The organism is Humisphaera borealis, from assembly GCF_015169395.1.
Lineage (GTDB): Bacteria > Planctomycetota > Phycisphaerae > Tepidisphaerales > Tepidisphaeraceae > Humisphaera > Humisphaera borealis.
In genome coordinates, this window is the sequence record NZ_CP063458.1 from 5,115,161 (window position 1) to 5,138,020 (window position 22,860).

Here is a 22,860-nt window from a genome sequence, read left to right on the forward strand (position 1 = left end):
TGTCCCACGCCGGTATCTGAGGTACTCCCAAGACCCGTATTCGTCGGGCAAGCGCGTTAGAATCCAAGCCTTCGCGAGTACGCTCAGACACCGGCGTTGATGTGTGTACTGCCGAATCGCGCTCTGTACCGCGAAGCCCCTGTTCGTGCATTCCTCACCAGATTCTCATCAACTTGACTTCACCCCGCACGTAAGTAGAAGCAGCGTACCGGATGTTCGAAACGAGCCCTCCGCGCGGTGATTTTCGGCCGAGCGGTTAGAGTCGTTGCGGTCAGACGTCCGACACTCATTCGACAACCGACCCAAGGCCGCAACATGCTTACGGCCACCAGGAGACGTGCTATGTGCAGGCTGACGGAGCGGCTTCGCGGGGCGTGGGCTAAGCGGGCCATCACGCACGCTGCAGTATCGGCGTTGTCTGTCGGCGCGGTAGTGTCGGCGATGCACGTTGTGCCCGTCGCCGCGTTCGCCCAGCAGCCTGCCGGCGCGGCGGAAGTCAATCCGGCCCAGAAGCTGCTTTTGCAGGCCGCCGGTCGATTCGGCCGGGGGTTGTTTCGTCCCGCCGCCGGCGATTACGAATCGTTCCTCAAGCAGTTCCCCCAGCACGCCGAAGCCACCAATGCCCGCTACGCCCTGGCGATCTGTCACTACCGATTAAACGAGTTCGACAAGGCCGTCCCGCTGCTGGAACAGGTGCTCGCCGATGCCAAGTTCGCCCAGCGCGATGAAGCGACGGCGGTGCTCGGGCATGCCAACCTTTCGTCGCAGAAGTATGACGCCGCGATCGCCGCTTTCGACAAGCTGCTGACGAACTTCCCACAGAGCAAGCACGCCGAGGGTGCTTCGCTGAACAAGGCGCAGACCCTCTACCTGGCGACCAAATACGACGCAGCGGCCAAGGCCGCCGACGCCTTTCTGAAGGCGTATCCCGCCTCGGCAGATCGGCCGACGGCGCTGTATTTCAAGGGCCTCAGCGAGAAGGCGCTCGACCAGAACGCCGCCGCGGCAACGACCCTGTCGGGCCTGCTCAAGGAACAACCCGAAACCCGGTTCAAGCTCGATGCGCTGCTGGTGCTCGGCCAGGCCTTGGAAGGGGACAACAAGCTGCCGGAGGCGGCGGCGACGTTCAAGCAGATGCTCGACGCCGCGCCCGCCATCCGCCAGCCCGATGCCCACTACAGCCTGGGCGCGGTGCTCTACCGGCTCGGCAAATACGAAGACGCGTCGAAGGAGTTCTCGGCGGTCCTGTCCAAGAGCCCCGAAGGCCCGTACGCCAAGGCCGCCAAGCTGCAGCTCGGCCTGTCGCAACTGGCAGGCGGCAAGACGGCCGATGCGAAAAAGACACTCTCCGCCGTCGCCAAAGAAGACGCCCCCAACGCGCCCGCCGCCCGGTACGGCCTGGCGCAGTGCGACATTGCCGACAAGAAGTTCGACGTGGCGCTAGCGACCCTGACGGAACTCGCCGCCGTCCAACCGCCGCCGGCCAATCTCGCGCAGATCGCCCTCGATCGCGGCATCTGCCTGGCCGAACTGGGCAAGCATCAGGAGGCGGCCGATGTGTTCGGAAAACTCGCCGCCGACGCCAAGTCGCCGCGCCTTGCCGAGGCGCAATACCGTCAGGCGTTCAGCCTGCACAAGCTTAGCCAGTTCGAGCCGAGCCACGCGGTCTGCATGAAGCTGATCGCCGCCGGCGACGCCGTTCCGGCCGAGTTCCGCGGCGCGATCGCCGATCTGGATGCCGAGAACCTCTTCCTGCTCGCCAGGTACGATGACGCGGCCAAGGCGTACACGGCGCTCGACGCTGCCAGCAAAGACGACGACGCCAGGACGCGTTACGCCTTCCGGCTGGGCCAGTGCGCCTACTCGACGGGTGACTACGTCAAGGCCGTCACACTGCTGACGCCACTGGCCGAGAAGCCGGAGGTGAAGGGGGATGAGACGCTCGGCCGGGCGGTGTTCCTGCTCGGCGATGCGTTGTTGCAGCAGGCGAAGTTTGCCGAGGCGGCCGACGCGTTCGGCAAGTTCCTCGCCACCACCAAAACCGCCGAGAAATCCGACAAGCAGGAAGCCCAGTACAAGCAGGCCGTCGCGCTGCTGCGCGGAGCGAGCCAGGGGCAGCCGGCCCCGGCAACCGTCAAGCCGCTGCTGGCCACCGTAGCCGCCGGCCCCGAGACGTCGCAGTGGACGGCGCGGGCGAACTTCGAGCTCGGTCAGCTCGCGTATCAATCGAAGCCGCCGGCACTGGACGTCGCCGCGAGTCATCTGAAGAAGGTGATGGCGTTCGACGCCGGCAAGCCACCCGAAGATCTGGCCGGCCCGGCGTTGTATCTGCTCGGCTGGTGCGATTACGACGGCAAGAAGTTCGCCGAAGCCGCCGCCAAGTGGGGCGATCTGCTCGCCAAGTACCCCAAGGCGACCGTCGCCCCCGATGCGGCGTTTCATCGCGGCGTCGCGCTGCGAGATGCCGGCGAAAATGAAAAGGCCCTCGAAGCGCTGACCGCGTACGCCAAGGGCTATCCCCAGGGTCAGTACGCGTTCAAGTGCAAGCAGCTCGCGGCAGCGTGCCTGACGTCGCTCAAGCGCGAGCCCGAAGCCAAGGCGATGCTCGCCACCCTCGCCGACGACAAGGCCGGCGTGACCGACGCCGTGCTGTACGACCTGGCGTGGGCGCAGAAGGGGACGAAAGATGACGCCGGCGCGGCCAAGAGCTACCGCCGTCTGATCGCCGACTTCCCGCAGAGTAAGCTCGCCCCGGCCGCCAAAGCGGAGCTGGCCGAGTTCCTGTTCAACGACAAGAAGTACGCGGAGGCGGCTGAACTACTGGAGCCGGTCGTCGCGGCGAAAGACGTCGATGCCAAGGTTCGCTCGTCGGCGGCGTACCGACTGGCGCTCTGCTACGAAAAGCTCGAGAAGGCCGACAAGGCCGCCGCCACGTTCGCGATGTACGCGGCCGAGTTCGGCGGCAGCGACGAGCTGGGCGGCACGGCGCTGCTGCAGGCCGGCAGCAATCACGCCTCGCTCGGCCGGTACGAAGAGGCGATCAAGTCGCTCGCCGAGATGCTCAAGAAGTTCCCGGCGCACCCGCAGGCGAACATCGCCCAGTTGAAGCTCGCCGAGGCCTACGCCGACGCCGGCCGGTTCCCCGAGGCGCTGGCAGCGCACCAGGCGTTTTTGCAGAAGTACCCGAAGGACCCGTTCGCGTTCCGCTCGCAGTTCGGCGTCGGCTGGGCGCTGCAGAACCAGAAGCAGTACGAAGAAGCCCGCAAGGCGTACACCAAGGTGACCGCAAGCAACAACGGCGAAACCGCCGCCCGGGCCCAGTTCCAGATCGGCGACAGCCTGCTGACCGAAGGCAAGTTCGAGGAAGCGGCGCTGGCGTTCCTGGTCGTCGAAGACGTCTACGCCTACCCCGTCTGGTCGGCCCGCGCACTGTACGGCGCGGGCTTGGCGTTCGAGCAGCTCAAACAACCCGACATGGCCCGGCAGCAGTTCGAGACGATCCTCAAGAAGTACAAAGACCAGGCCGACGAGGCCAAGCTGGCGCAGACGAAGCTGAACGAGTTAAAGAAAGGCTGAAGAAGAAGGGATCACCACGGAGGCACGGAGACACGGAGGGCAACTTGAAGCACGTTGCCATGAGCTTAGGCAAGACTGCTCTGAAGATAGGATGAGATGAACGCCAAGCCGCCAGGCGTTCGAGAACAGATGAAGAGGTCGGCATTGGATTTCTTGGCGATTTGGCGTCTTGGCGTTCGTCTGAAAACCGTTTGGATCAGCGCATCGAACGTCGAGTTTACCTCCGTGTCTCCGTGCCTCCGTGGTGATCTTCGTTTTCGACTTCGCCCGGGTTTCACAACGAGAGTGACCGCATGTTTGTAGGTTCCCGAACGAAAAAATCCCGAAGACGCCTTCGCCTCCCGCCGGCGGCGATGGGTGTGTTTGCCGTGCTGGCGATCGGCATCGCGGCGATGGCGCAGGTGAAGGACGCCGCGCCCGCCGCTGGCACGCAGCCCGCCGCCGCTGCGCCCGCGGCACCCGCCGTCAAAGCGGCCGACCAGCCGGACCCTTCCTTGTGGGAACTGCACAACAAGGGCGGCAAGGTCATGTGGGCCCTGGACCTGTGCAGCATCCTGGCACTGGCGATCATCTTCGAGCGGTTCTTTTCGCTCCGCCGCAGCCGGGTGCTGCCGACGGGTTTCATGGCGGGTTTGAAGGCCGTCTACCGCGACCCCGTGGAAGATCGCGAAAAGGCGATCAACTACTGCAAGGCCAACGAGTCGGCGATGTCGCGGATGGTGGTGGCATTTATCCGCCGACTGCCGCGCGGGTTTGCCTCCGCCGAGAAGGCGCTCGAAGACGCCGGCGGCAACGAGGCGTTGCGGCTGCGGGCGAACCTCCGCGTCTTCTACGCGATCGGATCGGTCGCAACACTGCTGGGTCTGATCGGCACGATCGCCGGCATGATCAAGGCGTTCATGCAGACCGCCAAGGCCGGCGACGCCGAGAACAAGGTGCAGCTTCTGTCCGAAGGCATCTACGAGGCCATGGTCTGCACCTTCGGCGGGCTCGCCGTAGCGATCCTGGTGACGTCGTTCTACTACTACTTCATCGGCCGGATCGAATCGCTCATCACCCAGATCAACGACGAGCTGACGAGCTTCGCCGAAGAGTATGGCCTGGCCCCAGAAACCGAAGACGAACTGGCGACGACTGGCTCGCTGCCGCGACTGTGAGTCGCCTGTCACTTGTCACTTGTCACTTGTCACTTGTCACTTGTCACTTGTCACTTGCGACAGACCAATGACGAGTGACAAGTAACAAGTAACCAGTGACCAGTGACAAATGACACTACCTTATGCGTATCCACGACCCCATCTCCGAAGCCGATGAGCCGTTCAACCTGATTCCGTTGACGGACATGGTCTTCAACCTGCTCATCTTCTTCATGGCCGCGACGACGTTCGCGCAGGTGGAGCGGGAGATGGGCGTGAAGCTGCCGCGGGCGACGAGCTTCGCCAGCATGTCGGCGGCGCCGCAGCAGCTCGTCATCAATATCACCGACGCCGGCGAGCCGATCGTCGCCAAGAAGAAGTACGACCTTGTCGGCCTGGCGCAGTTGCTCAAATCGGTTGTCGAGAAGAACCCGAATGCCAGTGTCATCATCCGGGCTGATGAACGCGGACTGGTGAAGGGTTTTGCCCAGGTGCTGGACGTCTGCAAGCGGTCCGGCGTGAACGAGGCGAAGATCGGCTATATGTCGGGCGCGGGGAGTGCTGGGAACTGAACGATTCCTGTGGCATGGGCATGTATTCATGCCCGTGTCTTTTTCGCGCGACCGGCCAACACGGGCATGAGTACATGCCCATGCCACAAAGTCGAATAACCCGAGGTGCAACATGGACGCACCAAAACCCAACTCCCTCCGCTTTCGCCGGTTCGTCCGGGTTGGCTTGGCCGTCGTCGCGATCGCGATGATCGCCGTCGCCGGTTGGTGGATGGCGGGGCGGAAGGTCTGGACCGACGGGCAAACCGGGGCTGACCCCATCCGCGTCTTCACCGCCGACGAAGACCCACGGCAGGTGCTCTGGACGCCGTCCCGGCCGGTTCTTCCGGCGGGCTTTACGGCAACCTCGACGGCGGGCGCCGATGCTCACCTCTACGAGCCGGCGATCTCGCCTGATGGCACCGAGCTGTTCTTCGTCCGCGGCAAAGCCGGCCTGCCCGTCGGCGAAGTGAAGGACGGGCAGCCCGTTACCACCGGGGCCGACGTCTACGTCAGCCGGCGCAAGAACACCCGCTGGCTCGACCCCGTCCGGCTCGATGCCGTCAGCAGTCGCTACGACGACCTCGGCCCGCGCATGACCGCCGACGGGCGGTTCCTGTTGTTCTATTCCAACCGTCCCGGCGGGCAGGGGGGCTACGACCTTTGGGCCGCTGCCCGTAGCGACGAAGGCGACTTCGGTCCGCCGTTCAACCTCGGCTCCGGCGTTAACAGCGAGTTCGACGAGTACGGCCCCGCCCCGACCGCCGACGGCAAACGGCTCTACTTCTCCACGAACCGCACCGCCGCCGGCAAAGAGCAGTACACCGCGTGGCGCGCCACGATCCGCGCGGCGACGACGAGCGATTTCGACCTTTGGTTGGCGGATCTGGAGGAGCTAACGGCGGCGGCCGCCCTTCCCCTTCCTCCGGTACTCCGGGTAGGGGTTCCGGCGGAGGACGATCCCTTCGCGTCGCCGAAGGCGCCGACGACAAGGCCTGAGGCGATCGCGTCGAATCTTGTTGACGATGGAACGCGTCCGCCAAGGCGGACCCTACGGGGTGCCTCGGCTCGCGAGGTCGGTGGGATCAACACGCCATTCCATGAAGGCGCGCCCTGCATCTCGCCCGCCGGCGACTTCCTCTACTTCGCGTCGAACCGGCCCGGCGGCCACGGCAAGTTCGATCTCTACCGGTCGAGGCTTCGCGAGGGATCACCGACTGAGGTTGAGAACCTCGGACCATCAGTCAACTCCGCCGAGAACGAGACCGATCCGCAGCTCGCCCATGGCGGGTTCAAGCTGTACTACAGCTCGGATCGCCTTGCGGCAGCGGCACACGGCCGTGTGCCTGCCGGCGTTGAAACGGCTGCGGCACGCGAGACTCCCGCCGAGGCCCCGGGCATTCAGCCGAATGCCCCTACTTCCCCGGCGGCCGGGTTACCGGACGCTCCCGCCACGCGCATTGAAGTGGCCGATAGTCATGGTCGGGGGTACGACTTGTACGAGGCCGACTCGCGCGAGGTCTATCCCGAGCGCCAGGGCCGCGCGCTGCCGGTGATCGGCTGGAAGCTGCTGGCGATGATCGCCGGTGCATTGCTGCTGCTGCCGCTGCTGCTGTTTCTTGTGAAACACGTCAACCGCCGAAACCTCACGCTGCTTCAGCGGTGCTTCCTCGCCGCGCTGTGCGTCTATGCGCTGTTCCTGTTCTGGACGACGTCCAAGCACGTGGTGATGGAGGCCTACCCGCAGCTCGCCAAGGACCTGGGGTTCATCGAGGTGCGGATCAATCTCGATCCGAAGATCGAAGAATCCAACGTCGCGATGGCGATCCGGCAGCAGTCCTCGAACGATCTGCCGATTGCCGCCGCGCCGGCGGGGCAGCTCGCGCAGCAGGTGATCGGCGGCGAAGTGATCGCCGCAGCGCCTGATGTGGCCGTGAACGTGCCGCAGGCGGCGGTGGGGGCAGAGGCGATGACGGTTGTTGTCGCGCCGCCGAAGATCGATGTGCCCAAGGCCGCCGCACCGGCGGTGTCGATGGTGTCGCCGGTCGTCGCGCCCACGCCACAAGCGGTGGATATCAACATCGATGTCGGCCCACGCCTTCAGCAAGCCGAAGCCGCGCCGATGATTCAGGCCCCGCAAGCGCCGGCGGCCGCGCAGAGCGCCGTCGCACCGCAGCCGATCCGCCCCGCGGCGGTCGCGATGCCCGACCTGCCCGCCGCTCAACCGCAGATTTCAGTGGGATCTCTTGCCCAGGACATCGGCCCGGTCGCCCCCAGTGTGCCGCAGGTCGATCCGGGGAAAGTCGCCGTCGCGACGGCTGCGCCGACGCAGGGTGCCACGCCAACGATCGATGTGCCTGCTCCCGCCAGCGCACGAGCAACCGCGATCGAGCCGGCCGCGGCGAAGATCGATGCATCGCTCGCGCCGGCGGTTCGCGTCGCCCCGGCCCTCCCGGCTCCGACCCCCGCAGCGGCGGCGATGCAGCCGGCGCTACCCAGGGCGGCGTCGAGTGCCGATGCGGTATCGCTGACAGATGCCGCCGCACCTTCGGCGACGCCGCTGCCGATCCCGTCGCCCGCCAGCGGGACGGTGCAGATCAAGCCGTCGCAATCGCCGATGGCGAGCAGTTCCGCCGGTGTCGCCACGAATGTTCCGACGCCGACCGCTGCGAAAATGACCGGCGCCGATCCGTCATTGCCCTCCGCCGGGGGGACGGCAGCCGCTGCCGTCGAGCGGTTGATCGGGCCGGGCTCGACCGATGCCGCGGCCGCCGCCAACGTAAAGACCAACGTGCCCGCCGCGGGTGCCAACACCGGCGGAGCGGCTGAATCACTGGCAGCCGCACCGGGCGTGGGCGCGAAGATCGCGGCAGACGCCACCAAGGGACTGGTCGGCGTCGCGCCGAACCTGCCGGCGGGTGATCTGGTTCGCAATCCCGAAGTCGCCGGCCCGAAGATGGACACCACGCCGGTCGCCGGCGGCGATCCTAAAGCGCCGGTCGCCGGCGCGGCGCAGGCTGTGGGCCTCAGCCGGCAGGACACACCCACCGGCGACTTGGCCGGCGGGGCGGGGATCAAAGAGTCACAACTGCCCAGGCTGCCCAAGGCCGGTGGTGGAACGCCGTCGCTGGCCGGGTCGATGGCTCCCGCGGCCGCCGCCAATGCGCTGGCGGGCATGAGCGGCCCGAAAGCCCCCGTCGCCCCCGACCCGGCGTCGGCATCAGTCGCGACGTCTGCCGGCGTGGGTGGCGTCACGGTTCGAGCACCGACGACACGGCCCGCCGCGGTCGAGCCCTCCCTCGCCGATGCCGTCGGCGGTTCGTCCGCCGGCCTGAAGCCCACCACCCGTCCGACGATCCCCCCCGTGGCTGATGCCGGCTCGAAGGCCGCGCCCGCCGCGTCGATTGCCCCGGGTGCCGCCCCGACCGCCGACATCGGCCGATCGACGCTGGCTTCGGCCCCGACCGCGCTGCCGGCCGGTGCCGCGGTCGCGACGGCCGACGTACGCGTCACCGGGCCCACCGTCGGCAATCCGGCGGGGGCGGCGGCGATGGTCGCTTCCAACATTCAACTTGCCACGCCGCGGCCGGCGTTCTCACCGATCGCCGCGGTTGCGCCGGATGTGATTGCTGCCCCGACAGCCGCGCCGACCGCACTTCGTGTCGAACCTTCGCTAACACAGACCCTCCCCAGCGGGGCGGGCGTCGCGGGACTTGCGACTGCCGCGCCTGCGACGCCGGACGTGAAGGGGAAGACCGGCGGATCGATTGCGTCGGCGACGGTGGTTGCGCCGCGGGCGCTGGTTGCCACGCCGGCGTTGCCGGCACCGTCGGTCGCCGGCAGCGGGATCGGGCAGGCGATCGCCGGTATCGAAGGCCCGCAGATGGACTTACCACGGATCAACGCCATGCCCGCCGCCGGCAGTGGCCTGGGAACACCGGGCGGCGTGGGTGCCGTTGCCGGCGGGGGACCGGACGGCGGAAAGATCGCCGCCACCCGCGCCCAGGGCAGCGGCCCGGCCGTCGATCGGCCGATCCTGCTCGCCTCGGCAGGTGTGCCGGGTGTCGGGCCACGGATCGGCCAGGGTGGTGTCGGCGGCCCGGCGGCGGTTGTCGGCCCGCGGCCGGGTATTGGACTGTCGCCGGGACTGGACATCTCGCCGAACATCTCCGTCGCCGCTCCGAAACTGGGCGCGCCCGAGGCGCTTTTCCAGCGGTCGGCCGAGCAGCGCCGCCCGATGATCGAAAAACTGGGCGGCACGAAGGAATCCGAGAACGCCGTCGAACGCGGCTTGGCCTGGCTGGCCCGCATGCAGGACCCCGACGGCCGATGGACCTACGTCGGCGAAGGAAGCAAAAAGTCCCGAAACAAAGCCAACAGTCAGCACGACATGGCACTGACCGGCTTGTCGGTGCTGGCGTTCCTCGCCGCCGACCACTCGCCGGCGAAGGAAGGGCCTTACCAGCGCGTCGTTGCGAGCGGCGTGGACTGGCTCGTCAGCCAGCAAACCGACGACGGCGACCTCCGCGGCGCTAAAGAGCTTCGCGGCGCCGGTTCCGGTAAGGCCAATATGTACGACCATGGTATCGCCACCATGGCCGTCGCCGAGGCGGCGCTGATGACCGGCGATCGGCGGTACATGGATGCCGCCTTCAAAGCCGCCCAGTTCATCTGCGATACCCAGAACAAGAAGACCGGCGGCTGGCGGTATGTGCCCGGCGAGTCGGGCGATACGAGTGTCTTCGGGTGGCAGATCCTGGCATTGCACAACGCCGAGTTGCTCGGCTTCCAGACGCCACCGGACGTGCGCGACAAGGCGATCCGGTTCCTGTCGCTGGTCAGTTCGGGCAAATCGCGGATTCTCGCGGCGTACACCCCCGGCGAAGGGCCGACGCCGGCGATGACGGCCGAGGCGCTGTTCTGCCGAATCCTGCTGGGTCAGCCGATTACGGATGAGCAGGCGAGGGATGTGGTCGAGTTCCTCGGCCGAGACATGCCCAAGGCGGGGAATCGCGACCTTTACTACTGGTACTACATGTCGCTGTCGATGTCGCAGTTGCAGGCCAACCCGCAGGTCCGTGACGCCTGGGACCGCTGGAACGTTCGCTGCCGCGATACGCTGATCGCCACCCAGGCGCGAGGCGTCGCCGACGTGGACGGCTCCTGGACTGACAGCCGCTGGGGCCAGCACGGCGGCAAGGTGTTCAGCACCGCACTAGCGACGCTGACCCTGGAAGTCTATTACCGATACCTGCCCCTTGAGCCCGGCGACCCCAACGCCGCCAAGGAAGCCTGGAAGGCCGCCGAGCCCGAGAAGAAGACGGTCAAGCCGAAGGGGCCGGTGGGGCCGAAGTTTGAGGCGAATTGAGAGTGGATCGTCGGATGTGGATTGTCGATTGTCGGAAGGCGGTCCTGACGTCTTTCGACTATCCACAATCGACGCTCTACAATCGCCGCGCAACCGTCATCCCTTGACAGATTGACCCCCCTCTCATAACGTACCGCTCCCTTGTAGGCGGCGGGTTTTAGCCCGCCGCTGCTTTTTTCGCCTGTATCCATTGATCTGGTCGCAGGTTGTGACTCGGCCGCACGTCGGTTTGGTCACATTCGTTGCGGCAGGAGTACGTCATGCTTCCGGTCCAGAAAACGAGCAAAGCGCGCACCCGTAAGCGTCGCTCGCACCACGCGCTTAAGCCCATCCATTACACCTCGTGCCCCCAGTGCGGCAATGCCCGGCTCCCTCACTGTGCCTGCGATAACTGCGGGTACGTGAACCCGTCGCTCGCCCTGGCCGTGAAGCAGGACGAGAAGGCCTGAGGCTGGTAAGTGCCGATTGGTGGGCGCGTAAGCAAGCGATTGCGTTATTGCGCATCAGGCACCAGGCATTATTCCTTACCCGTTGGAGGTAGGCCGTGCGTGTAGCGGTGGACGTGATGGGCGGCGACCGCGCGCCGGCCGCCATCCTTCAAGGTTGCTGGGATGCCGCTGCGCTCCTGACGCCCGACGACCGCGTTCTGCTGGTCGGCGATGAGCTGGTCATTCGCGCCGGCCTGGCCGCCAGCGAGCTGTCCGCCGAGAAGCTGACGCAGTACCAGGTCATCCCCACGACGCAAGTCATCGGCATGGATGACTCGCCCGTCGAAGCCGTCCGCAACAAACCCAAGGCATCGATTAACGTCATGTGCGACCTCGTCAAGAAAGGCGAGGCCGATGTCGCGATTTCCGCCGGGAACACCGGTGCGTGTGTCGCGGCGGCGCAGCTCAAGATGCGGACGTTGCCGGGTGTCAGCCGTCCGGGTATCGCGGTAGTTCTCCCCACGTTCTACGGCCCGGTCGTGATCTGCGATGTCGGTGCCAACATCACGCCGCAGCCCCGGCATCTGCAACAATACGCGATCATGGCCGGCGCCTATGGCGCCGCGGTCGCCGGGATTGAGAATCCCCGCGTCGGCATCCTCAGCATCGGCGAGGAAGACGCCAAGGGCACGGAGATGGTCAAGGAGGCCCGCGCCCTGATGCGCGACGAGCCCCTGATCAACTTCATCGGCAACATCGAAGGCCGCGATATCTTTAAGGGCGTTGTGGATGTCGTCGTTTGCGACGGCTTCGTCGGCAACATCATCCTGAAGTTCACCGAAGGCATCACCGAAGGGCTGTTCCAGACGATTCTGGCCGAGCTTCAGGAGTTCGGCAGCGGGGCGGTCGACCAGTTCAAGCCAGTGATGAAGAAGATCTACGCCAAGCACGACTGGCAGGAATACGGCGGCGCGCCGCTGCTGGGCGTGGGCGGCTACTGCCTGATCTGTCACGGCCGCAGCGAGGCCCGCGCGATTAAGAACGCGATTCGTGTCGGCCAGCAGTTGTGCCGCAGCGGGGTAAACCAGAAAATCGTCGAGCGAATTGCCCGGTCGATTCCGGGCAGAGAGTGAAGCGGTTGTCGATGACCGGTTGCCGGGTGTAGCGTGGCAACGTGGTAGCGAAGGCGACGGTTCGCCATCCCATCGGCAAGTGGCAAACGGCAATTGGCAATCCCAGAATGTCTCAGTTTGGCGCAACCATCACCGGCACCGGCAGCAGTGTTCCCGAGCATCGCCTGACGAACGACGATCTCGCTCGGATGGTCGATACCAACGACGAGTGGATCACCCAGCGGACCGGGATCAAGGAACGTCGCATCGCCAAAGACGGCGAAACCACCGCCAGTCTCGGTACCGCCGCCGCCCGCAAGGCAATCGAAGCGGCCGGCCTGACTCCCAAAGATATCGAACTGATCGTCGTCGCGACCATCACGCCCGAAATGGTGTTCCCGAGCACCGGGTGCTACATCGGTGCGGCATTGGGCATTCCCGGCGTTCCCGCGTTTGACATGTCGGCCGCGTGCTCCGGGTTCATCTATGCTCTTGCGACCGGGGCGAACTTCATCCGGGCCGGGCAGTACAAGAACATCCTGGTGATTGGTGCCGAAACCATCAGCCGGGTGACCAACTATAAAGATCGCGGTTCGTGCATCCTCTTCGGCGACGGTGCCGGCGCGGTTGTTCTCAGTCGTACGACCGAACCGAAGCGCGGGCTGCTCTACAATTCGCTTCATGCCGACGGCAACGGCGGCGACGTGATGGTCTGCCCGCCGGGATCGCGCAAGCCCATCACCGCCGAAATGATCGCCGAAGACGGCCAGTACATGACGCTCCGCGGACGCGAGGTGTACAAGTTCGCGGTCACCAAGTTCGAGGAACTCATCCACGACGCGATGACCAAGTGCGAACTGACGGTCGATGACGTGACGCTGATCGTTCCCCACCAGGTGAACCAGCGGATTATCGACAGCGCCATGAGCAAACTCGGCTTCGCCGCCGAAAAGGCGTACGTGAACATCGACCGCTACGGCAACACGTCGGCCGCAAGCATTCCGCTGGCGCTGGACGAGGCCTGGCGGGCGGGAAAGATCAAGCCCGGCGATCATCTGGTCTTTGTCGCGTTCGGCGCGGGGCTGACCTGGGCGAACGCCGTGGTTCGCGTGTAGGGTCCGCCTTGGCGGACGCGAACCGTGTTGGCGGGCGCGACGCCTGGATGCCCTGACAGTACTACGATTTCCTTAGACCCTGCCGATTCCGCCGTCCGCCAAGGCGGACCCTACGAAATGCCTTCTGCCACCTACATCCTCTGTCCCGGCCAGGGCGCTCAAGTCGTCGGCATGGGCAAAGCGTTTTTCGACAAGTCTGCCGTCGCCAAATCGTTGTTCGAACAGGCCGACGCCATACTCGGATTCTCGCTGAGCGGGCTGTGCTTCGACGGTCCTGACGACCGTCTGAACCAGACCGATATCAGCCAGCCGGCGCTTTACGTCGCGGGCGTGGCGTCTTACCGGTCGGCGGTGGAAGACGGCGTCATCGACCCGGCGGCTGTCACGGCGTTTGCCGGGCTGAGCCTTGGCGAGTACACGGCGCTGCACCTGGCCGGCGTGTTCTCGTTCGAGGACGGCCTGAAGCTGGTTGCCGCGCGTGGCCGGGCGATGCAGGATGCCGCCGTCGCCGTGCCCAGCGGCATGGTTGCGATCATGGGTGCCGACGAAGCCGCGATCAGCGCGCTGTGCGATGAAGCGCGTGGCGGTGAAGTCCTTGTGCCGGCAAACTACAACGCACCGGGACAGATCGTCGTCAGTGGTTCGACTGGCGCGTGTGAACGCGTTTTGAAGGCGGCAGAGGCCAAAGGCTTCAAAGCCGTCGCCCTGAAGGTGGCCGGCGCGTTCCACAGCCCGATCATGCAGCCGGGTGCGGACAAGATGAAATCGGAGCTCGAGAAGGCCACGTTCGCGGTGCCGCAGAAGCCGGTGTTTTCGAACGTGACCGCCGCCGAACACACGGACACCGCATCGATCAAGAACCTGCTCGTCGACCAGATCGTTTCGCCGGTCCGGTGGGAACAGACGATGGTGAAGATCGCGGCAGTGGCGGACGCGCGGTTCGTCGAACTCGCCCCCGGTCGCACGCTGGCGGGACTTGCCAAGCGAATCAATCGGCGGTTGCCGGTGGAGAGTCTGGGCGCGTAATGCCAGGTAGGGTGGGCTTCAGCCCACCACATCGCGTTCGAAGACGAGATGTGCTCGACGTGGCGTGGACGTTTGAGGCGTGCTGCATGATCGCCGCAGGGCCTTGGCGAAGGAACACCCAGGGTCGTCGAAAGGTTTTCGGTGGGCTGAAGCCCACCCTACGGAAGACAGGGAAGTAGACCATGACCGAGAAACGCGTAGCACTCGTCACCGGCGGATCCCGTGGCATCGGGGCGGCAATCGTCAAGCAACTCGCCAAGGACGGCCTGCACGTCGTGGCGATGGCGCGTAACGTGGATAAGCTCGCCGAGGTCGTCGCCGCCGTGACCGCCGACGGCGGAACCGCCGAGCCGCTCGCATGCGACATCGCCGACGGCAAGGCGCTGGCGGCGGCGATCGAAGGCATCGCCGACAAGCACGGTCGGCTGGACGTGCTGGTGAACAACGCCGGCATCACGAAGGACGGCCTGATCCTGCGGATGGATGATTCCGACTTCGACGACGTGATCAACACGAATCTCAAGAGCGCGTTCGTCGCGATTCGCACCGCCGCCCGAAGCATCATGCGCAGCAAGACAGGACGCATCGTCAATATCAGCAGCGTGAGCGGCGTGGCCGGCAACGCTGGCCAGGCGAACTACGCCGCGAGCAAAGCGGGGCTCATCGGGCTGAGCAAGTCGGTCGCGAAGGAACTGGCAGGAAAAGGCGTGACTTGTAACGTGGTCGCCCCCGGTTTCATCACAACCGATATGACGGACGTGTTGAACGACAAAATCAAGGACACCGTCAAGCAGGTGATCCCGCTCCGCCGGTTCGGCGAAGCGAAGGAGATTGCCGCCGCGGTCAGTTTCCTGGCCAGCGAAGGCGCGAGCTACATCACCGGGCAGGTGCTGGTGGTGGACGGCGGAATGGTGATGTAGTCACTGGTCGCTGGTCAGTTGTCATTTGTCCCCGGCAGTTGCAACTGATTTGGGATAAAGAACAAATGACAAGTGACGAGTGACAAAGGACAGTTCGGTCGATTGCAAACAAGGCATCGACCGCTATAGTTTCCCAACCCCGGACCACGTGGTTCGAGGGACACGAAAAAAGGGCTGATCGGCAGGATTTGGCCGACGGTAATACCCGACAGGGCAGGTAGAGATAGCCATGGAAGACATCGACCAGAAGGTCATCGAAATCGTCAGCGAACAGATGGGCGTCGATAAGAGCGAGATCACGCGCGACACCCATTTCATCAACGACCTCAACGCCGACTCGCTCGACACCGTCGAGCTGGTGATGGAGTTCGAGGACGAGTTCGAGCTGTCGATCCCCGACGAAGAGGCCGAGAAGATCCAGACCGTCGGCCAGGCGATCGACTACATCAAGGGCCACCAGAGCAAGCAGTAATGCCCGCAGGCGGCTGAAGCGTGCCGAGCCTCGGCATCGTCCTTGGTCCTTTGTCCTTTGTCCCTGGCCGGTACGGCGTCCTGCATAATCTGCCGGTCGTCGTTCGGGCTGCAACAAAGGACAAAGGACGAGTGACAAAGGACTCCTCCTCATGTCTAAGCGTCGCGTCGTCATTACGGGATTGGGCGTGGTCACCTCGCTCGGCGAAGTCGTCGATCAGGTGTGGGATGCGCTCTGCGCCGGCAAGAGCGGCATCGTCCCGATTCGCCGATGGGATTGCAGCACCTATCCGACTCGTTTCGGCGGAGAGTGCTACGATTTCGATCTGACGAAGTACAAGGATGCCTACGCCCGGCATCGCCGCAGCGATGAAGACGAGATCCCCCGCAACGGTCGGCTCGACCGATTCGCCCAGTTCGGCATCGCCGCGTCCATCTCGGCCGCGAACGACGCCAACATCGACTTCAAGACCGAAGACACGACGCGATGCGGCGTGATTATCGGCACGGGCATCGGCGGCATCGAAACCATCGAAGAGCAGAACAAGATCCTGGTTTCTCGCGGCGTGAGCCGGGTCAGTCCGTTTACCGTGCCTCGCCTGATGGCCAACGCTGCCAGTGGCAACGTTTCCATCCTGTTCCGCCTGAATGGCCCCAATACCTGTGTCTCCACCGCGTGCGCCACCGGCAGTAATGCCATCGGTGATGCCGGCCGGCTGATTCAGTACGGCCTGGCCGATGTCATGATCGCCGGCGGGGCGGAAGCAGCACTCAGCTCCCTGGGTATGTCTACGTTTGTCGCGGCCAGGGCACTGTCGACCCGCAACGAAGAGCCCACGCTTGCCAGCCGTCCCTGGGACAAGGATCGCGACGGTTTCGTGCAGGCCGAAGGCGCGGGCGTCGTCATCCTTGAAGAGTACGAACACGCCAGGGCCCGCGGTGCCCGTATCTACGCCGAACTCGTCGGCTACGGCATGAGCGGCGACGGCTACCACATCACCGCCCCCGACAGCGAAGGTCGCGGCGCGGCCGCCGCCATGAAGCTGGCATTGAAAGATGCCGGCGTCTCTGGCGAAGTCGTCGATTACATCAACGCCCACGGCACCAGCACCGAACTGGGCGATCTGGCAGAAACCAAGGCGGTCAAGACCACCTTCGGCGAACACGCCTACAAGATGGCGCTGAGCTCTACCAAGAGCCAGCTCGGCCATTCGCTCGGTGCGAGTGGCGGCATGGAAGCGGTGTTCTCTTCGCTGTCCGTCAGCCGCAACCTGATTCCGCCGACGATCAATCTCGAAAACCCCAGCCCCGATTGCGACCTCGACTACACCCCGCTCAAGGCAAGGGATCGCAAGATCACCTATGCCATGAGCAACAGCTTCGGGTTCGGCGGGCACAATGCGTCGCTGCTGTTCAAGAAGATCTAGTACTTGCCGACGTTGCACACCGCTTAAACCAAACGCCCACGGACAGCCGTCCGTGGGTTTTTCGTAAACCGCTGCTATTAAATTAGTTCCCGGCGCTGTGCCGCTTAGTGGGTTATGCCTTGCGATCGCCCGAAGGTCTCTCCGAAGCTCCCAATTTGCCCAATCGTCCGATCAATCGCATGTCATGGGCATGAGTGCCACACCCGAAGCGACGCCCACGATGCTCGAACGTGCCGCGCCGCAGTCCGCTTCCGGCCCGGCTCACAGCGCTGGCTCGCAGCCCCAGCCGCTACGGCTGACATTGCAGCCAGGTGCGGCCGCGAAGCAGATCGTCCCGTGGCTCTCGCGTGGGATCGCGATCCGCAAGCATCGCCTGCGCGACCTGACAGACCTCGACAAGGCACGATCAGAGAAGAAGGCCTGGGTGGCCGCCTATACCGATCTGTTATCGAAGCTCTTTGACGGGCCTGCCGTCGCCGAGGCGTGCAACGATTGGATCGGTCGGTTGCTCCCCGAGTATGCACCGCTTGGCCTTGTCATCGAGCAGTTCTATGAAGAGATGGACCATCGCCTGCGGCGGTTGCAGGCCGTGGTGGATCACCTGGAGGACATGGCCGAGGAATCGCCGCCCGTGGAGCCCGCCAGCGGAACAGCGCAGCCGTCCGCCGGACAGGCTGCGGCAAAGAAGGACGAACCCAAGGGCAAATCGCTCAACTGGGCCCGGCTGTTCCCGACGGCCGAAGAGCTGACCGGTCAAGCGTTGCCCCTGTCGGAACAAGCTGTGCCAAAGTCCGCACACACCGACGGCCCGAACGGAAGGGCCGCAGAAGTGACTTCATCCGCGAGCGGCTCCGGCGGTGCGGCTCACGCCAAATCACCCGAACACAAGGCCCATGCCGCACCGGGAACGCTTCCCCCGGTCGTCAAACCGGTCGGCCTCCTGCTCGTGCAGTCGGCGGACGATGCAAAACCGATTTGTGAGTTTCTGACCGACCTTGCGGTAACGCCGCGCGTGGTCCTGATGGCCGACGCTAAACCAAACGACCCCGAATTGCTGATGAGCGGGACGACAGCGCCGGCGTTCGCGCTGATCTGGCCGTGCGAGGGAGACGCCGTGACTGCAAACGCATCGCGCTTCCAATTCCAGCTCGGATTCCTCGTCGGCCGGCTTGGGCTGTCGCGCGTCTGCCTGATGCAGACGGTCGGCAAACCCGCCGAGTCGTCGCCGGTGCCGGCGATCACGCTAGATGCCCACGGCGGCTGGCAACTGCCCCTGGCCCGGACCCTCAAGCGGGCGGGTGTTGCGGTGGATTTGAACCGGCTGTGCTAATCGAAGCGTATCCGGTCTGCAGCACGCCCGTAGCGTTGCGGCCGGTCTCACGGCAGCGCGGTGGGCGTGTTGGGTCACGATGGGTCGTTGTCGGCCCGCTCACCTGACAGCAAACTGGGCAGCAGTTCAACAAAGCGGCTCCTGGCCATGATCTTGTCGATACCGGCTTCTCGAGCGGCTCTGGCAGTGTCGGCGTCGACGTGAGAGACGAAACCGATCGCGAATCGATCGGGTACGTCCGATTTCCAGCGTCCGGCGGCGGGAATCGCGCCTTCCTGGTTCAGGTCCACAATCAACCGCCGTCCGGCCACAACTGCGAGCCGCGCCGGATCGCGGATATGCACAAGGGCCACGCCGGCGTTCTTCGCCGCTGCGACGACGCGCGACCCGAGAATCAGATCCCGAATCAGGATGACGAGGTCTGACTTCGGGGCCGGTGTTGGTTCGCTGGTTTGCACGGCCGGCATTCTACGTCAAGGTGAAGTTAACCGCCGCCAGGCCAGAGCCGGGCGATGCTCCGATAATCTTTCACTTTCAGCCCAGTTGCTGGCCGATGAAGAGGCCTAAGGGACATCAGCGCGGTTCGCGCCCATCCCTCGTTCAGTGGCCATGGAATGGCCCTGCCATCGTTCACGGATGACAACTCCATGGATCTGTCCACCGTCATCGGTTTCGTCCTCACCTGGGGCATCATCATCTTCTCGATGCACCACGCATCGCACGGTGCGCTGGGTGCCTACATCAAGCCGACGGAAATGCTGCTGGTCTTCGGCGGGTCGCTCGGCGCGGCACTGCTGTCGATGCCGCTGCACAACATCACCGGTTTCGTCGGCAACCTCAAAAAGTGGATCTTCAACAAGGACGCCCACGTCGAGCACACCATCAAGGAAATGGTGAACTTCGCCGAGGTTGCCCGTCGCGATGGCGTACTGGCGCTGGAAACGGTCGCCCGCGAAAACCCCGACCCGTTCCTCCGCCGCGGCTTGCAGCTCACGATCGACGGCACCGATCCCGAGATGATCGAACGCATCATGCGGATCGAGATCGAGGCGATGCAGGAACGCCACAAGCACGGCAAACACTTATTCCACACGCTGGCGAAGTTCGGCCCCGGTTTCGGCCTGATGGCGACGCTCATCGCCCAGGTGGCGATGTTCAAGAGTCTCGGCGGCGACGCGAGCGTGATCGGTAACGCGCTAGCGATCGCACTGACCGGAACGCTCTACGGCTGCATGCTCCAGAACCTGATCGCCGGACCGATCGCCGAGAAGCTCGCACTCCGCAGCCAGGAAGAAACGTTCGCGAAGGAAATCGTTCTGCAGGGCGTCCTCAGTATTCAGGCCGGAAACAATCCGCGCGTCGTTGAAATGCAGTTGCTGAGCTTCCTGAGCAGCAAACAACAGGCGGCGATGCCGAAAGCCGCATAAGGAGTAGGCAGTAGGCAGTAAGCGGTACGCAGAAAAGACATGCTCTTTACTGCGTGCTGCTTACTGCCTACTGCCTACTGACCTCTCATGGCCAAGAAAAAGTGTCCCGAACCCGAAGAATGCCCCGAGTGGATCTTCACCTTCGCCGACCTCGTCATGCTCATGATGGGGTTCTTCGTGATTCTATGGGTGCTTAAGCCCAATCCCGGCAAGAGCGGCGAAGGGGAGATGGACCCCAAGTGGATGGAGGTCGTCGCCAAGATCCGTGAGGCGTTCAAGCATGTGCCTGATCCGGACAGTAAGGATCCGATCGACATGTACATGCTGATGAAGAAAATCGAACAGATCGAGCCGCCGTTGAAAGGGCCCGGCGCAGGCGCAGAGACGAAGGACCGCCCGCAAGGCGCCAACGGCTTTGAACCGCTTGTGATGAACGTCCGGCCGGGCGCTCACGTCGCCGTCGGTGGCCGCCTCGGCTTCGAAAAGGGTGACGCGAGCATGACGGCCGATACCACCCGCGTCGCCGACGAGATCATCAAGCGTATTCGCGGGCATCGAAACATCCTCCAGGTCAAAGGGCATGTGTCGCTGGACGACTTTGCCGATTCGGCCGAGCCGCAGAAGTTCATGGACCTGTCGCTACGCCGGGCACAGGTGATCGCCGACTACTTTGTCGCCAAGGGGATCTCGCCCGACGTGGTTCGCGTACAGGGTTGCAGCACGTTCGAGCCGGTGGTGCAGCGGGCGTACGGCGAAGACGCGTTGTCGCTGAACCGCCGGGTGGAGGTCGAGGTAAGCAACACGCCGGTCCCCGACCGCCAGGGTTCGGGAGCGGCGGGCGTCGTCAAGCCGCTGTCGGTGACGAGTGAGCCGGCGCTCAGCAATGCACCGGTGGGCCCGGCACACTAGTGGTGCATTCCTGATTGTCTGCGCCACACGTTCGAAAACCACGGGCAAGCGTACTTGCCCATTCCACAAAGGCACGGCACGCTCTTATCAACGTTTTACCTTGAACCGATGGACATTCGGCCACGTACCGATATACTGCTCTACGACAACTGCACGCCTTCGATCGTCTAGACCCCGCGTTCCGCGGCATTCCTGACCTCACTCGAGCCCAGTTGTAGCGCACTTACCGGCCTTTTCGGCGCTTGCCGTGGTCTCTTGGTTTTGGTGCGCATCGTCCGTTCCCTCGCCGTTTCTCCGTATCAGTCGGCCTTTGGCCTGCTGAACTATCGGACCTCGGCCTGGCCGGACTCACCAAGAACAAGGTGACCGATGCTGTTTGCTGATTTGAAGTTGTCTCCGCTTATCCTGCGCGCTCTCGAAATCGAGGGCTACGAAGTTGCCACGCCGATTCAGGCACAGGCAATTCCCCACGTTCTGGCCGGCAAGGATGTCCTGGGCTCTGCCCAGACCGGCACCGGCAAGACCGCGGCCTTTGCCCTGCCGATTCTGAACAAGATTGCCGAGAAAGCGGCCTCTCCCACCGACGGCCGTCGCCGACCGTCGGCGCTGATCCTCTGTCCCACCCGCGAACTGGCCGCCCAGATCGGCGCAGGCTTCAAGGCTTACGGCCGAGAAGTGAAGGCCCGCTACAGCGTGATCTTCGGCGGTGTCAGCCAGGGCATTCAGATCGATTCGCTCCGCTCGGGTGTCGATGTCATCATCGCCACGCCCGGCCGGCTGCTCGACCTGATGAACCAGGGGCAGGTTGACCTGTCATATATCCAGACGCTCGTCCTCGACGAAGCCGACCGGATGCTCGACATGGGCTTCATCCACGACATCAAGCGAATCATCGCCAAGCTGCCGACCAAGAAGCAGACGTTGATGTTCTCGGCCACGATGCCGAACGAAATCAAGCGTCTCGCCGACAACCTGCTGAAGCACCCCGTCACGGTGTCGGTGGCGCCGGTGTCGCAGGTCGCCGACCGCATTGACGAGCGTGTCTACTTCGTCGCCAAGGCGACCAAGCCGCAGCTGCTGGCCCACCTCGTGAAAGACCTGCCGATGCACCGGGCGATCGTCTTCACCCGCACCAAGCACGGCGCAGACCGCGTCGTCCGCAAGCTGTTGGCCCACGGTATCGAGTCGGCCGCGATCCACGGCAACAAGAGCCAGAACAACCGCAGCCGCGCCCTCAGCCAGTTCAAGAACGACAAGATCGGCGTGCTGGTGGCGACGGACATTGCCGCCCGCGGCATCGATATCGACGGCGTCACCCACGTGGTCAACTACGACCTGACGCACGAACCCGAAACCTACGTGCATCGCATTGGCCGAACGGCCCGCGCCGGTGCCAGTGGGGCGGCTGTCAGCTTCTGCGACCACGACGAACGCCAGAACCTGACGGCGATCGAACGGCTGGTCAAGCGGAAGATCGCAGTGGCCCCGACGCCGACCGACGACCTTCCGGCGGCTGTAGCGGACCCGCGCGACGACCGCCGTAACCGCGACGACGACCGTCCGTCGCGTCACTCTGCCGGACGCGGCGTCCGTTCGAACGAATCGGGCGGCGAGCGTCATTCCTCCGGCGGCGAGCGCCGGGCGTTTGAGCCGCGTCGTCATGAATCCCGTCCGCCGACCGGCGAACGCCGTTCTGGACCTTCAGGATCGTCGCATCGTTCCAGCGGGGCCCAGCCGCGCGAGTTTTCTCCAGCCGGCAAGCCGGCACTGCGGACTTCGCACGGTCCGTCGGGTCACGGCGGTGGCGGGCACGGCAAGCCATCGCATCCGCGGGCACCCCACGCTGCGGGAAGCTCCAAGCCGCACATGCGTAACAGCGCCGGTGCTCATCCGCGTGAGTTCCCGTCGAGCGGCCCGGCCCGCCATCCCCTTCACGCCGTCGCCGGCAACTCCAGCGGCGGTTACCGATCGGGCGGCCCCGCAAAGAAGTCCTACCGTAAAGGTCCAGGGCGACCGACGGGCCGAGCACCGGTTTCCGGCGGTCGATCGGGACGGTAAGACTCA

16 protein-coding genes are annotated in these 22,860 nt (G+C 64.6%); 15 read left to right on the forward strand and 1 reads right to left on the reverse strand.

The window, feature by feature from the left end:
• The first annotated feature begins 342 nt into the window (after positions 1–342).
• The 12 genes from IPV69_RS19100 to IPV69_RS19155 all read left to right on the forward strand — a co-directional run bounded on the left by IPV69_RS19100 (position 343) and on the right by IPV69_RS19155 (position 18,460).
• Entirely contained in the window at positions 343–3,576 is a 3,234-nt protein-coding gene (locus tag IPV69_RS19100) for a tetratricopeptide repeat protein (RefSeq protein ID WP_206291315.1), read from the forward strand.
• 293 nt (positions 3,577–3,869) lie between these two features.
• Positions 3,870–4,733, forward strand: coding sequence for a MotA/TolQ/ExbB proton channel family protein (locus IPV69_RS19105; RefSeq protein ID WP_206291316.1), 864 nt, complete (start codon positions 3,870–3,872; stop codon positions 4,731–4,733).
• Between the two features lie 122 nt (positions 4,734–4,855).
• The gene (locus tag IPV69_RS19110) at positions 4,856–5,284 is read left to right on the forward strand and encodes an ExbD/TolR family protein (protein ID WP_206291317.1); all 429 of its coding nucleotides are present in this window, start codon (positions 4,856–4,858) and stop codon (positions 5,282–5,284) included.
• 112 nt (positions 5,285–5,396) lie between these two features.
• Positions 5,397–10,631 (forward strand): PD40 domain-containing protein, encoded by a 5,235-nt coding sequence (locus tag IPV69_RS19115; protein WP_206291318.1) that lies wholly within the window; start codon positions 5,397–5,399, stop codon positions 10,629–10,631.
• 260 nt (positions 10,632–10,891) lie between these two features.
• Positions 10,892–11,080: a 50S ribosomal protein L32 gene (gene rpmF / locus IPV69_RS19120; protein ID WP_206291319.1), complete on the forward strand. Its 189-nt coding sequence runs from the start codon at positions 10,892–10,894 to the stop codon at positions 11,078–11,080.
• 95 nt (positions 11,081–11,175) lie between these two features.
• Positions 11,176–12,192 (forward strand): phosphate acyltransferase PlsX, encoded by a 1,017-nt coding sequence (gene plsX, locus IPV69_RS19125; RefSeq protein ID WP_206291320.1) that lies wholly within the window; start codon positions 11,176–11,178, stop codon positions 12,190–12,192.
• A 107-nt stretch (positions 12,193–12,299) separates the two neighbouring features.
• Positions 12,300–13,286: a beta-ketoacyl-ACP synthase III gene (locus IPV69_RS19130; RefSeq protein ID WP_206291321.1), complete on the forward strand. Its 987-nt coding sequence runs from the start codon at positions 12,300–12,302 to the stop codon at positions 13,284–13,286.
• Positions 13,287–13,403: 117 nt separating this feature from the next.
• On the forward strand, positions 13,404–14,312 hold the full coding sequence (fabD, locus tag IPV69_RS19135; RefSeq protein ID WP_206291322.1) for an ACP S-malonyltransferase: 909 nt from the start codon (positions 13,404–13,406) through the stop codon (positions 14,310–14,312).
• Positions 14,313–14,494: 182 nt separating this feature from the next.
• The gene (gene fabG, locus IPV69_RS19140; RefSeq protein ID WP_206291323.1) at positions 14,495–15,232 is read left to right on the forward strand and encodes a 3-oxoacyl-[acyl-carrier-protein] reductase; all 738 of its coding nucleotides are present in this window, start codon (positions 14,495–14,497) and stop codon (positions 15,230–15,232) included.
• Between the two features lie 229 nt (positions 15,233–15,461).
• The gene (acpP, locus tag IPV69_RS19145) at positions 15,462–15,704 is read left to right on the forward strand and encodes an acyl carrier protein (RefSeq protein ID WP_206291324.1); all 243 of its coding nucleotides are present in this window, start codon (positions 15,462–15,464) and stop codon (positions 15,702–15,704) included.
• A 151-nt stretch (positions 15,705–15,855) separates the two neighbouring features.
• Positions 15,856–17,130: a beta-ketoacyl-ACP synthase II gene (fabF, locus tag IPV69_RS19150; RefSeq protein WP_206291325.1), complete on the forward strand. Its 1,275-nt coding sequence runs from the start codon at positions 15,856–15,858 to the stop codon at positions 17,128–17,130.
• A gap of 190 nt (positions 17,131–17,320) precedes the next feature.
• Positions 17,321–18,460 carry a hypothetical protein gene (locus IPV69_RS19155; RefSeq protein WP_206291326.1) on the forward strand — a complete coding sequence of 380 codons (1,140 nt, stop codon included), beginning with the start codon at positions 17,321–17,323 and terminating at the stop codon, positions 18,458–18,460.
• A gap of 74 nt (positions 18,461–18,534) precedes the next feature.
• On the opposite strand, the gene IPV69_RS19160 is transcribed toward IPV69_RS19155, so the two are convergent.
• Positions 18,535–18,927: a hypothetical protein gene (locus IPV69_RS19160; protein WP_206291327.1), complete on the reverse strand. Its 393-nt coding sequence runs from the start codon at positions 18,925–18,927 to the stop codon at positions 18,535–18,537.
• A 180-nt stretch (positions 18,928–19,107) separates the two neighbouring features.
• On the opposite strand from IPV69_RS19160, the gene IPV69_RS19165 reads away from it, so the two are divergent.
• The 3 genes from IPV69_RS19165 (at position 19,108) to IPV69_RS19175 (ending at position 22,854) form a co-directional block, all read left to right on the forward strand.
• Positions 19,108–19,887: a motility protein A gene (locus IPV69_RS19165; RefSeq protein WP_206291328.1), complete on the forward strand. Its 780-nt coding sequence runs from the start codon at positions 19,108–19,110 to the stop codon at positions 19,885–19,887.
• An 87-nt stretch (positions 19,888–19,974) separates the two neighbouring features.
• Positions 19,975–20,796 (forward strand): flagellar motor protein MotB, encoded by an 822-nt coding sequence (locus tag IPV69_RS19170; protein ID WP_206291329.1) that lies wholly within the window; start codon positions 19,975–19,977, stop codon positions 20,794–20,796.
• 369 nt (positions 20,797–21,165) lie between these two features.
• Positions 21,166–22,854 (forward strand): DEAD/DEAH box helicase, encoded by a 1,689-nt coding sequence (locus IPV69_RS19175; protein ID WP_206291330.1) that lies wholly within the window; start codon positions 21,166–21,168, stop codon positions 22,852–22,854.
• Positions 22,855–22,860: the final 6 nt, after the last annotated feature.

Coding starts and splice junctions, on each gene's coding strand:
- IPV69_RS19175 (WP_206291330.1), top strand. CDS start 21,166: ATGCTGTTTGCTGATTTGAAGTTGTCTCCGCTTATCCTGCGCGCTCTC.
- IPV69_RS19100 (WP_206291315.1), top strand. CDS start 343: ATGTGCAGGCTGACGGAGCGGCTTCGCGGGGCGTGGGCTAAGCGGGCC.
- fabF (WP_206291325.1), top strand. CDS start 15,856: ATGTCTAAGCGTCGCGTCGTCATTACGGGATTGGGCGTGGTCACCTCG.
- IPV69_RS19165 (WP_206291328.1), top strand. CDS start 19,108: ATGGATCTGTCCACCGTCATCGGTTTCGTCCTCACCTGGGGCATCATC.
- IPV69_RS19155 (WP_206291326.1), top strand. CDS start 17,321: ATGAGTGCCACACCCGAAGCGACGCCCACGATGCTCGAACGTGCCGCG.
- IPV69_RS19130 (WP_206291321.1), top strand. CDS start 12,300: ATGTCTCAGTTTGGCGCAACCATCACCGGCACCGGCAGCAGTGTTCCC.
- IPV69_RS19110 (WP_206291317.1), top strand. CDS start 4,856: ATGCGTATCCACGACCCCATCTCCGAAGCCGATGAGCCGTTCAACCTG.
- IPV69_RS19170 (WP_206291329.1), top strand. CDS start 19,975: ATGGCCAAGAAAAAGTGTCCCGAACCCGAAGAATGCCCCGAGTGGATC.
- IPV69_RS19115 (WP_206291318.1), top strand. CDS start 5,397: ATGGACGCACCAAAACCCAACTCCCTCCGCTTTCGCCGGTTCGTCCGG.
- IPV69_RS19160 (WP_206291327.1), bottom strand. CDS start 18,927: ATGCCGGCCGTGCAAACCAGCGAACCAACACCGGCCCCGAAGTCAGAC.
- IPV69_RS19105 (WP_206291316.1), top strand. CDS start 3,870: ATGTTTGTAGGTTCCCGAACGAAAAAATCCCGAAGACGCCTTCGCCTC.
- rpmF (WP_206291319.1), top strand. CDS start 10,892: ATGCTTCCGGTCCAGAAAACGAGCAAAGCGCGCACCCGTAAGCGTCGC.
- fabG (WP_206291323.1), top strand. CDS start 14,495: ATGACCGAGAAACGCGTAGCACTCGTCACCGGCGGATCCCGTGGCATC.
- fabD (WP_206291322.1), top strand. CDS start 13,404: ATGCCTTCTGCCACCTACATCCTCTGTCCCGGCCAGGGCGCTCAAGTC.
- acpP (WP_206291324.1), top strand. CDS start 15,462: ATGGAAGACATCGACCAGAAGGTCATCGAAATCGTCAGCGAACAGATG.